At 43.7% G+C, this 11,568-nt stretch carries 9 protein-coding genes; 5 read left to right on the plus strand and 4 right to left on the minus strand.

Features of this window, described 5'->3' with window-relative positions; translation table 11 throughout:
• Window positions 1-392: 392 nt before the first annotated feature.
• Genes AC0J2F_RS03990 through AC0J2F_RS04000 form a run of 3 tightly spaced genes read left to right on the plus strand, consistent with a single transcriptional unit; the run spans window position 393 to window position 4,405 of the window.
• Window positions 393-923 carry an RNA polymerase sigma factor gene (locus AC0J2F_RS03990; RefSeq protein ID WP_473008914.1) on the plus strand — a complete coding sequence of 177 codons (531 nt, stop codon included), beginning with the start codon at window positions 393-395 and terminating at the stop codon, window positions 921-923.
• A gap of 49 nt (window positions 924-972) precedes the next feature.
• Window positions 973-1,875, plus strand: a complete 903-nt coding sequence (locus AC0J2F_RS03995; protein WP_473008916.1) for a FecR family protein — start codon at window positions 973-975, stop codon at window positions 1,873-1,875.
• Window positions 1,862-4,405, plus strand: a complete 2,544-nt coding sequence (locus tag AC0J2F_RS04000) for a TonB-dependent receptor (protein ID WP_473008918.1) — start codon at window positions 1,862-1,864, stop codon at window positions 4,403-4,405. Before AC0J2F_RS03995 ends, AC0J2F_RS04000 begins: the two co-directional genes overlap by 14 nt.
• Here AC0J2F_RS04000 and argS read toward each other — a convergent pair whose 3' ends face one another.
• Window positions 4,406-6,178 (minus strand): arginine--tRNA ligase, encoded by a 1,773-nt coding sequence (gene argS / locus AC0J2F_RS04005; protein WP_473008920.1) that lies wholly within the window; start codon window positions 6,176-6,178, stop codon window positions 4,406-4,408.
• Window positions 6,179-6,264: 86 nt separating this feature from the next.
• Between argS and AC0J2F_RS04010 the strand changes: the two genes are divergently transcribed.
• Window positions 6,265-6,696: a hypothetical protein gene (locus AC0J2F_RS04010; RefSeq protein WP_473008921.1), complete on the plus strand. Its 432-nt coding sequence runs from the start codon at window positions 6,265-6,267 to the stop codon at window positions 6,694-6,696.
• A gap of 63 nt (window positions 6,697-6,759) precedes the next feature.
• Entirely contained in the window at window positions 6,760-8,190 is a 1,431-nt protein-coding gene (locus AC0J2F_RS04015; RefSeq protein ID WP_473008923.1) for an SDR family oxidoreductase, read from the plus strand.
• Here the strand turns inward: AC0J2F_RS04015 and ctlX are convergent.
• The 3 genes from ctlX to AC0J2F_RS04030 are packed head-to-tail and all read right to left on the minus strand — an operon-like array spanning window position 8,187 to window position 11,408.
• A complete protein-coding gene (gene ctlX / locus AC0J2F_RS04020) occupies window positions 8,187-9,116 on the minus strand; it encodes a citrulline utilization hydrolase CtlX (protein WP_473008925.1) in 930 nt (309 codons plus the stop codon). The two genes, AC0J2F_RS04015 and ctlX, sit on opposite strands and share 4 nt — an antisense overlap.
• A gap of 54 nt (window positions 9,117-9,170) precedes the next feature.
• Entirely contained in the window at window positions 9,171-10,082 is a 912-nt protein-coding gene (locus AC0J2F_RS04025) for a dimethylarginine dimethylaminohydrolase family protein (protein WP_473008926.1), read from the minus strand.
• Window positions 10,083-10,121: 39 nt separating this feature from the next.
• Window positions 10,122-11,408 (minus strand): citrate synthase, encoded by a 1,287-nt coding sequence (locus AC0J2F_RS04030; protein ID WP_473008928.1) that lies wholly within the window; start codon window positions 11,406-11,408, stop codon window positions 10,122-10,124.
• Between the last annotated feature and the right edge of the window lie 160 nt (window positions 11,409-11,568).

An 11,568-nucleotide genomic window follows, 5' to 3' on the forward strand; every position in this document is an offset into this window, starting at 1 on the left:
AAAAAAAAGGGCTATCAGCAACAAGAGGTAGTCATTATGAACAGAAACTTTTAACTAGCATCAAAATGAATAACTGTAGGTTTAAGAATTTCTCATTGCTGATGGTGCCCAAGGATTCTAAGTCTAATGCGGTTCAGTTTAACTAATGTGACTTGTTATTGAAAAAAATTGCATTATCGTCTTAAAATCGAATTGTCGGATTTCTCCTTTTCATAGATAGCTATTTTTAAATGTCTTCTTGTGGAAGCACCCATCCGGTAATCATCTTTTCAAAGAACTATCGAGCGTTAGTGTCGATTTGTTAGTAAAACAGTGTACCGCAAAAAAACCCTACCAAAAAATTTAAAAAAGTTTCTATTTATATTTACACGCCTTTAAAAACAAAGGATTACGTGAGCGAAAAAAATCCGCAGGACAAGAAAGACATCTGCCAGGAGCAGCATTACAACGCACTGTATGAAGCGCATGGGCAGGCCCTGTGGAATTTCGCCTATTACAAATGCGGAAATGCAGACGATGCCAACGACTTGGTGCAAGAAGCATTTGTAAAGCTTTGGAACAACTGCAGCAAGGTGAGTTTTACCAAAGCCCGCTCTTTTTTATATACGGTTACCAACAACAGTTTTCTCAACGCTGTCGCCCATAAAAAGGTAGTACTTAATTATAGGAGTACTCAAACCTCTGGGGTTGATAAACAATCGCCCGAATATTTACTAGAAGAAAAAGAATACGGCAAAAAACTCAATGCTGCGCTTAACACATTGACAGAAGCCCAACGAACTGCTTTTTTAATGAATCGGATAGACGGCAAGAAATACAAGGAGATAGCAGAAGAATTAGACATCAGTATAAAAGCTGTTGAAAAACGTATAAGTCAGGCTTTAGTAGGCCTGAAAAAAAATTTAGAAGGATTCAATAAATAAGGTAGGGTATTTATAGACTTAGCTGTTATACCCTTGAAAAAGAAAGAGAATGGACAAGCAATCTTTGCTTCATAAATGGATGAATGACGAGCTGACGGAGCAGCAAGAAGCCTTGCTAAAAGCGGATCCAGAGATGGATGCCTTGATGCAAATTGCAGCTAACTCTTCTAAATTAGAAGCACCTGAGTTCCCAGAGGCTGCAGTTTGGAAGAACATCCAACAGCTTAATCGTCCTGCAAAAGTAAGACGTTTACAGCCGCTTAAGTACGTGATCCGTATTGCGGCAGTCTTCGCTATTGTTGCGTTGTCCTATGTGTTTTGGCAAGGTATGGACACCGATGTCAATACTGCTATAGCCGAAAAGACACAAGTCTTTTTGCCAGACACTTCTGAAGTAGCACTTAATGCCGATTCTTTCCTGACCTATAACGAACAAGATTGGAAAAACGCTAGAACCCTTCATCTAGAAGGAGAAGCGTATTTTAAAGTAGCCAAAGGCAGTGCCTTTGTGGTTGAGACCGATCTTGGTGATGTGACTGTACTTGGAACCCAATTCAACGTATTTGCCCGCGGGCAGGAACTCAAGGTGAGTTGTTTTGAAGGGGTTGTTTCTGTATCTTTAGATCAGCAGGTTGTCACCTTGAAGGCCGGAGAGGCCTTAGAGTATACCAAAGGTAACAGTTTAAAGAATCTCACTACCAGCCTTAGCACCCCCCAATGGCTGCAACATGAGAGTTCTTTTGAAAATGCACCTTTGTCGGAGGTTCTGGATGAATTGGAACATTATTACAGTGTTCAACTAGAAGTGAAAGATATTGATCTTAAAAAGCGCTTTACAGGAAGCTTTACACACCAGGATCTCGATATCGCACTACAATCCATTTGCACTCCTTTACAGATGACCTACAGCGTTTTGGATAAAAACAAAGTAGTGTTGAATGAGGTCGAATAATTTCAGACGCCTTTTTTTATCGACGAGTTTCTTTTTACTGATCGGGCTTAACGCCGGACTGGCTCAAGATGCAGTAAAACTTTCTGACTATCTCAAAAGCCTAGAACAGCAGTACGACATTCGATTTTCTTATGCTTCGGATGCTATAAGTGACATCAGTATAACCCCAACAACAACCGCAAATTTAGAGGCTAATTTAGAGTACATTAAAGCTCGTACAGGCTTACAGATCAAACAGATCAATGCCCGTTATTACTCTATAAGCGCGCCAGACAGTATACACATTGTGGTCTTGGATGCTCAAAGCGGACTCCCCTTGTCCAATGCGAATATTCGTTTGGTAGACCAAACCACCGGATACACCACCAACGCCTCTGGGAGTAGTTATATTCCCAACCCGCCTGCTCCTATTTTCATACAAGTTCAGTATCTGGGGTATCAAACTCAGGGACTCAATATTGGTCCGGTAGAGTTTGACACCGTTGTGGTACGTATGCGCCCTAGTGTGGATCAGTTAGAAGAAGTACTGCTACAACCCGTATTTACCCAAGGGATCTACAGAACCAACGATGGCTCTTATCGCTTTAATACCGAAAAATTCGGTTTGCTTCCTGGAATAGCAGAGACCGATGTTCTACAGATCTCCCAAACCTTACCCGGGGTAGAAAGCGTAGACGAAACCGTGTCAAACGTGAATGTTCGCGGGGGAAGCAATGGTGAAAACTTGCTGCTTTGGGATGGCATTCGCGTTTATCAAAGTGGACATTTCTACGGATTGATCTCGGCTATTAATCCCTATATAACCGAAGATGTCTATATATACCGCAACGGGACTCATAGTCGCTATGGAGAGAGTGTGTCCGGGGTCATCGATCTAAAGGCCAAAGACGAGATCACCGACGGCATCCACGGAAAGGCAACCTTAAATCTCTTGCACGCCAATGCTTTTATAGATCTTCCTTTGAGCAAAAAACTCTCTGTAATGATAGCTGGGCGCCGCTCCTTGAACGATCTTTACGAAACTCCAATTTACAACAGTTATTCCGAGCGGGTTTTTCAGGATACGCAGATCACAAACTTGGCAACTCCCAACGCTCAATCGGAACTTAAAGCCTCTGAAGATTTTAACTTCTACGACCTGAGTGCTAAACTACTTTTCAACCCAACAGCAAAAGATAAATTTCGCCTGAATTTTCTGGTCATAAACAATGCCTTGACCTTTAATCAGAGTTTGTCCAACGACGCCTTTACCTTGAGCGAGACAAGTGAACTGGATCAGCAGAATATAGCCGCAGGAATTAGTTGGCAGCGCAGTTGGAACTCTAAATGGAGCAGCAGTATTGAGGCCTACAGAAGTCAGTACAACTTAGACGCAGCCAATTTTGAATTACTCACCACCGCTTTTGATACCCAAGGCAATGAAGTGATCTCTTTTGTAGGTCGAGGCCAATTAGTGTATCGCCCTAAAAACAATCTGCAATGGGAGGCGGGTTATGAGTTTACAGAAACCGGAGTAACCAACAGCGACCAGACCACCACCCCAGAATTCAGAAGACGGGTCAAAGAAGTCCTTATTGGACACAACCTCTTCAACCAACTCAGCTGGAATCCTTTTCAAGGGAAAACCCAGATCAATGCCGGTTTACGACTAACGCATTACCCCAAGATCAACGAGTACCGATTCGAACCGCGTTTGAATCTGCATCAGAAGCTTGGAGGCGGCTTTGCAATGGAGTTTCACGGGGAATTCAAAAGCCAAAGTATAAGTCAGGCGGTAGCCTTTCAAAATGAGTTCTTGGGTGTGGAGAACCGTCGTTGGATACAAGCCAATGGCAACGAAGTTCCACTTATTACGAGCGAGCAATGGTCTACTGGTCTGGTGTGGAACAAACGCAATTGGTTGATCAATTTGGAATACTTTGAAAAGGCGGTTGACGGTATCAGTGCTACAACGCAAGGATTCCAAAATCAATTCGCGAACACAGCAGCTATTGGCTCCTATAAGGTCTATGGCTTGGAACTTATTATTAACAAGCGCTGGCGTGGCCTGGGTGCCTGGCTGGGTTACACCTACTCCAATAACGACTATCAATTTGACAGTTTTGATCCGCAGGTATTTGCCAATAACCTCGACATCACCCATTCGCTACGAACAGCGGTAAGCTATGACCTGGGGAGGTTCAGTACCGTTTTTGGGTTGCAATGGCGTAGCGGAAAACCCTTTACAGACCCCTTAGGAGAAGCCTTATCTGCCGTACAAGACGATATGGAGATTCCTTTCAATCCACCCAATCAGCAGCGACTCCAATCCTTTTTTAGAGCTGACCTATCTTTCAAATACATAGCGCTAGACAAGCAGACATACTCTTTAAAAGCCAATGCGGCATTTCAGAATATCTTCAACAATAACAATTTACTGGATCGTTATTATGTGTCTCAGCAGATAGGAGAAGATCAATTCGCCATTAACCAGATCGACAATCGCTCTTTGCGATTTACCCCAAATTTCTCTTTAGAACTCAGCTTCTAGTTACATACGCTCTGGCGCAACAATACCAAGAAGGGCTAAAGCACTTTTGATAGTTCTGCCTGTAGCCTCTGAGAGTTGTACTCTAAAAGTGAGCTGTGCCCCAGTGTCTGCAGCAAAGATCGGCACGTTCTGGAAAAAGGAATTGTACGCCTTTACCAGGTCGTAGACATAATTGGCTACCAAGGCTGGACTGTGTTGCTCCGCAGCCAAGCTAACCGCTGTTGGGTAATTTTCTAGTTCTTTGATCACTGCGCGTTCCTTTTCAGTAAGGTCAACGGCAGTGGCCGGCTCCATTTCCATAGTTTCAGCCTTACGCAAGATCGCTTGAATTCGCGCATAAGTATACTGTACGAATGGACCTGTATTACCCTGAAAATCTACTGAGGCTTCTGGATCGAACAGTATACGTTTTTTAGGGTCTACTTTGAGAATGTAATACTTCAAAGCACCAAGACCTATGTCTTGATAGAGAGCCTTTTTCTGGGCTTCTGTATAACCATCCAACTTCCCGAGTTCTGAGGCAATACTCTCGGCGGTGCTTGCCATTTCGGAGATAAGGTCGTCAGCATCTACAACAGTACCTTCTCTACTTTTCATCTTCCCACTAGGCAAATCTACCATACCATAACTCAAATGGTGAAGATTCTCTGCCCATGAATAACCCAACTTCTTCAAAATCAAGAATAATACTTTGAAGTGGTAATCTTGTTCGTTTCCTACAGTATAGATCATGCCGTTGGCATCTGGCATGTCCTTGATACGTTGAATCGCGGTGCCGATATCTTGTGTCATATAAACCGCTGTACCATCGCTTCTAAGTACCAGTTTCTCATCCAAGCCTTCGTCAGTGAGATCACACCAAACCGAGCCGTCGTCTTTTTTAAAGAACACTCCCTTGGCCAGGCCTTCTTCTATATTCTCTTTGCCCAGCAAATAGGTATTGCTTTCGTAATAGAGCGTGTCAAAATCCACCCCCAAGGCGTCGTAGGTGGCATCAAATCCTTGGTAAACCCAAGAATTCATCATTTCCCAAAGTTCCACAACAGTCGCATCGCCAGCTTCCCATTTTCTAAGCATTTCTTGAGCTGCCAACAGTATGGGCGCCTGTTCTTTTGCTTCGGATTCTGATTTGCCCGCTGCCATGAGCTCCTTTTGCTCTGCCTTGTACTCTTGATCGAATTTCACATAGTACTTACCTACCAAATGATCACCTTTAAGACCACTTGAGGCTGGGGTCTCTCCGTTTCCAAAACGTTGCCAGGCCAACATACTCTTGCAAATATGGATCCCTCTGTCGTTGATGATCTGTGTCTTGTATACTTTATTACCAGCTGCTTTTAATATCTCCGCAACAGAATATCCTAGTAAAATATTTCTAATATGTCCTAAATGTAAGGGCTTATTGGTATTTGGAGAAGAATATTCCACAATTACCGCATCATCTCCTTGTGGCTTGTGCCCGTAATTGGTGTCGGCCAAAATGTTGGTAAAGCTGTTGTAAAAATAGGAGTCACTTAGGGAGAGGTTCAAAAAACCCTTAATTACATTGTAGGCAGTGATCGCCTCAACCTCAGCGACCAAATAAGCTCCTAAGGCCTCGCCTATTGCCACCGGATTACCTTTAACCACACGCAACATAGGGAACACCACTACGGTGATATCTCCCTCGAATTCTTTGCGAGTAGCCTGGAATTCCACCTCGGCCAGGTCAGCCTGATAAAGACTCTTAATTGCTTCTTTAATGTGTTGTGATAGCAGGGTTTGCAAGTCCATAGAACCTTTGATTTTAAGCCCCCAAAGATAAAATTTTTATTCCACTTGAAATGGCGGTATCTTTGTAAAAAGGACAGGAATTTGCTATGATTTTGAACCTTTCTTACAACAACAAAGAGACCCGAAAAAAGGTCGATGAGCTCTTGGGAAAACCCTTTAGTTTACGCGAACGAATAAAACTTGGTGGTATAGGATCACCCCATATGCCCATTGCGGCGGCGAGTATCCAAATAGACAATTTGCTCAAGCTAGATAACAACAGAAATATCTGCAATATCGAAATGCGTCCTAAGGGGATCATTGTAGGATTCAGATCTTTGCTGGAATCGTACGGACTTATTATCCCTTACTACAAATTGGTTTTATTCAAAGGAGAAGCAGACACTTACAGTGTTCACATGGACGCTTACCGCGTAGCCATAAGCGCGAGAACCAAAGACAAGAGCATTCATAAATTCATGAAAAAACTCATGGATGCCAAAGCCGATTACGACGCTAGCGTTGCCGGCCCATTTTAATTTCGTAACTTATTACATCAGCAACTAAACCCTTTACCACATTAATAATTTAATCTCTTAAGGGTGAAAATTCTACTTACCGGCGCCAATGGATATATAGGCATGAGACTTTTGCCCCTGCTAGTCAAGCAAGGGCACCAGGTCGTTTGTGCCGTACGAAACCCTGCACGACTCTCCATTAGTGAAGGTCTTCGGGCTAAGATCCAGGTGATCACTGTCGATTTTTTAGAAGACCCTAAAGCAGGACTATTACCCAAAGACCTTGATGCTGCTTATTACCTGATCCACTCCATGAGCGCTTCTACCTCTGATTTCGATGAAAAGGAAGCGCGATCTGCGAAAAACTTCAACCAAATGCTCGCAGAAACCCAGTGCAAACAAGTGATCTATTTGGGTGGCATTGTCAATGAGAATGAGCTGTCTAAGCATTTGTCCTCGAGAAAGAACGTAGAAGATATATTGGCAGAAGGTCCAGCGGCCTTAACCGTTTTGCGCGCGGCGATCATAGTTGGTTCGGGCTCGGCTTCTTTTGAGATCATTCGCGACCTCTGCGAGAAACTGCCTATAATGATCACACCGAAATGGGTTAAAACGCGCTGTCAACCCATTGCCATTCGCAATGTGATCCAATACTTGATTGGCGTGCTGGGCCATGAAAAAACCTTTAATGAGGTCTTTGATATAGGCGGCCCCGATATTTTGACCTATAAAAAGATGATGCGGACCTACGCCAAGGTCCGAAAACTGCGTCTATTAATCTTGGACGTACCAGTAATGACTCCAAAACTCTCGTCTTACTGGTTGTATTTTGTCACCTCCACTTCTTATACCCTGGCGTTAAATTTGGTAGATAGCATGCGTGTAGAGGTTATTACTAAAGATCGTAGGCTTCAGGAATTGTTAGATATAGAACCCATTCCCTACCAAGAGGCAATAGCCTTGGCTTTTGAGAAAATAGAACAGAACCAGGTCATTTCGAGTTGGAAGGATTCTTTGGTAGCCGGTAGATTCACCAAAGATCTTAAGGAATATGTAAAAGTGCCTAGCTACGGCTGCGTAAAGGACCATCAGCAAATAAAGGTCGATGACCCACAGGCAGTGCTCAAGAACATCTGGTCCATTGGTGGTGCAAGAGGTTGGTACTACGGAAACTCCCTGTGGAAACTCCGTGGCTATGTGGACAAACTAGTTGGAGGTGTTGGCCTGAGACGAGGAAGAACCCATCCGGATAAGATCTTCGAGGGAGATGCCTTAGATTTTTGGCGGGTCATTCTAGCCGACAAAGAGGCTAAAAGACTGCTGCTATTCGCAGAAATGCGTGTTCCTGGAGAAGCTTGGCTGGAATTTGAGATAGACGATGACAACACTCTCCATCAAACAGCCACCTTTAGACCACGTGGTCTTATTGGACGGCTGTATTGGTACGCCATGCTACCCTTTCACTATTTTATCTTTAGTGGGATGATTCGAAATATCGCAACTAAAAGGTATTAGGCACGTGGCAAAAAGACTTCTGCCATCATACAGCGTGCACTGCCTCCTCCGCAAGTTTCTATAGTATGCAACTCACTGCTTAAAATAGGACAGTACTTTTCGATCTGATCGCGCTGCTCCTGATTTAAAGACTGCTCTGCAGCAGCACTCATTACCAAATATTTGTGCTCACTTCCTTGCACTTGCAACATGTTTCCTGCAAAGTGCTGGAGTTGCTGCTCGGTTATGTTTATGATCTCTTTACCAGTTTTCTTTAAGTGATTCACTACATTTTTGCGTTCTTTCTTGTCATCTATGGAATCCAAGCAGATCACACAAAATTCATCTGCCACACACATCATCACATTAGTGTGATAAATGGGTAGTCGTTTATCTTCTACTGTCTGATAGGCGGTAAAGACCACCGGATCGTATTCGAAATCTTCGCAGAACTCAATAAATAAGCTTTCATCGGCGCGCGGAGATAAGGCACAATAGGCCTTTTTGTTCAATCGGTCTAGAATGAGACTTCCGGTGCCCTCTAAAAAGACATCTTCTTGCTCTGCTTCGCTGTAATCCATGAATTGCTCAATGATAAAGCCCTCACTTTCCAAACGTCTAAAGACCTCCATACGGCGTTCCTTACGTCTGTTCTCTGCAAACATAGGATAGAGCGCAACGGTACCATCAGCATGAAAACTCACCCAATTATTAGGAAAGATAGAATCCGGAGTGTCTGCCAGAATATCGTCGTGCTCAACAATAACGTTCACTCCTACCTCGCGTAGTTTAGCGACAAAATCATCGAACTCCGCCTGAGCAAGCGTGTTGATATTGGCGTTCTTTTCTGCGAGATCTTCCTGAAAATAATTGTTTACGGCCGTCTGTTCGTTCATGCGAAAAGCGACTGGACGTATCATTAACAAGCTGTCGGTAATTTGCTTCATCGGTTTGAAAATATTGGCAAAAGTAGTGAACTGTTATTGTACAACAAGGAATATTTAATCTCTAATTAGCGGCAGGGTGCTGCAGCGTAAAAGTCCTTCTTGTTTGGCGATCTCGGCATACGGAACCTCCTCCACAGTGATTCCTTGCCCGCGCATCCAAGTGTTTAGTCGCGTAAAGTTTCGCTCTGATATTACCACATCCGGAGCAATACTAAATACATTGGAATACATATTATACATCTCGTCCTTGTCGATATGGAAACAATTGTCCGCTCCGAAGTGATTCACCAACCACAGGTATTCCTGCTCGTCTAAAAATCCGTCTTTATGAATAATGCATTTGTCATGACCGATGGGTTGAAAACAGCAATCCAAATGCAGGGCATTGTCTCTTGCAACCGTGTTGGATTTACGCAGGTCAAAGGATTTAACGATCTTATGCGGGAACTCAGCCTGCAAGGCCTTGACCGCTTTCATGTTGGTACGCGCAGTGATATAGGTTCCGTAATCCTGTCCGTGGTAAGTCCCCACAAAAATATAGTCGCCCCAAGGCATCACATCACCGCCTTCTATATGACACTCTTCAGGAAACTTGATTCGCTTTTCCTTCGGGAGGGTTTCCCATACGTGTCTTATAGCCTCGAACTCCTCTGCTCTGTCTGGCAGTATATTGGCCTTGACCATTTTGTCGTCTATCACAAAAGCGATATCTCTTGAAAAGATTTGGTTGCAGTTCTCAATTAGCTTCGGACGATAAACAGTCACGTCATATTTTTCAAGTACGGCAGCCACAGCCTCCATTTCTGGAATCATATCTTTTTCTAGCGGATAGGTTCCGGCCAGAACATGCGCCAAGCTTTTAGGATCGTAGCAATCTTCTGGCTCTGGAGTTGGTCCGTTGCTGTCTGCACGACCCAATACTACAGCTCTAAGGCGAGCAGTTTCGTTAATGATGTTTAGTTGCATAAAAAGAAAGCTCCATGATTTCTCATGAAGCTTTATTGATTATCGTTGATAAATTGGCTTGAACTCGCGGTGGTTCTCTCCGATATAGATCTGACGTGGCCTTCCGATAGGCTCTTTGCGCAAGCGCATTTCACGCCATTGGGCGATCCAACCTGGTAGTCGTCCTAAGGCGAACATCGGGGTAAACATATCGGTAGGAATTCCAAGAGCGCGGTAAATGATCCCGGAGTAGAAATCTACGTTAGGATACAATTTGCGATCTACGAAGTACTGATCTTCCAAAGCCTCTTTTTCCAAACCTTTGGCAATATCGAGTACCGGATCTTGTACACCAAGATCTCCAAGAACTTCATCTGCAGCTTTCTTGATGATTCTAGCACGTGGATCGAAGTTTTTATAAACGCGGTGTCCGAATCCCATCAAGCGGAAAGGATCGTTCTTATCCTTGGCCTTGGCCATATATTTTTTAGTATCACCACCGTCTTCACGAATGGCTTCTAGCATTTCAATTACAGCTTGGTTAGCACCTCCGTGGAGTGGTCCCCACAAAGCATTGATACCGGCAGAAAGGCTAGCAAACAAACCAGCATGGGCAGAACCTACCATACGTACGGTACTGGTAGAACAGTTCTGCTCGTGGTCCGCGTGCAAAATAAGTAACTTGTCTAAGGCATCAACAACAACCTTGTTCTGGATGTAATCTCCACTTGGCTTTTTGAACATCATCTTAATGAAGTTCTCTACGTAGCCCAAGGAATCGTCACCATAATCTAAAGCTAGGCCGCTACGCTTGCGGTATGCCCAGGCAGTAAGCACAGGAAACTTTCCTAATATGCGAACAATTGCCAAGTACATTGCCTCTTCTGAATCCACATCTACAGATGACGGATTAAAAGCTATCAAAGCGTTGGTTAAGGAAGATAAAACTCCCATTGGATGCGCCGACTTAGGGAAGCCGTCCAATATTTTCTTTACATCTTCGTCTACATGCGAGTGATGCTTGATGTCTGCGTGGAATTTATCTAGTGTTTCCTTGTCTGGCAGTTCTCCGAAGATCAACAAATAAGCCACTTCTAGGAAATCCGCCTTTTCTGCAAGCTCCTCGATGGAGTAACCGCGATAGCGCAAAATTCCGTTCTCACCGTCCAAATAAGTAATAGCACTCATACAAGAGCCGGTATTCTTGTATCCTGGGTCAATGGTTACAACTCCGCCTGTCGCTGCGCGAAGGCTTCTAATGTCTATTGCAAGCTCATTTTCAGTTCCCTCTACCAAAGGAAATTCATACTTCTGACCATCAATTTCTAGCGTAGCAATTTTTGTCATAGGGCTAATAAATGTTGATTTTTTCGTGTTCTAGCAAATTTACAAAATATCACCCGATAATTTTAACATTTGACAATCTCACTATGCTGATTTAAGCTTTTATTAACGGATCGACACCAAACAAAAAAACCGCCACAAGGGCGGTTTTCCATATAAGTTG

This window comes from Gilvibacter sp. CC01 (genome assembly GCF_055755295.1).

Coding starts and splice junctions, on each gene's coding strand:
- AC0J2F_RS03995 (WP_473008916.1), top strand. CDS start 973: ATGGACAAGCAATCTTTGCTTCATAAATGGATGAATGACGAGCTGACG.
- AC0J2F_RS04000 (WP_473008918.1), top strand. CDS start 1,862: ATGAGGTCGAATAATTTCAGACGCCTTTTTTTATCGACGAGTTTCTTT.
- argS (WP_473008920.1), bottom strand. CDS start 6,178: ATGGACTTGCAAACCCTGCTATCACAACACATTAAAGAAGCAATTAAG.
- AC0J2F_RS04010 (WP_473008921.1), top strand. CDS start 6,265: ATGATTTTGAACCTTTCTTACAACAACAAAGAGACCCGAAAAAAGGTC.
- ctlX (WP_473008925.1), bottom strand. CDS start 9,116: ATGAAGCAAATTACCGACAGCTTGTTAATGATACGTCCAGTCGCTTTT.
- AC0J2F_RS04025 (WP_473008926.1), bottom strand. CDS start 10,082: ATGCAACTAAACATCATTAACGAAACTGCTCGCCTTAGAGCTGTAGTA.
- AC0J2F_RS04030 (WP_473008928.1), bottom strand. CDS start 11,408: ATGACAAAAATTGCTACGCTAGAAATTGATGGTCAGAAGTATGAATTT.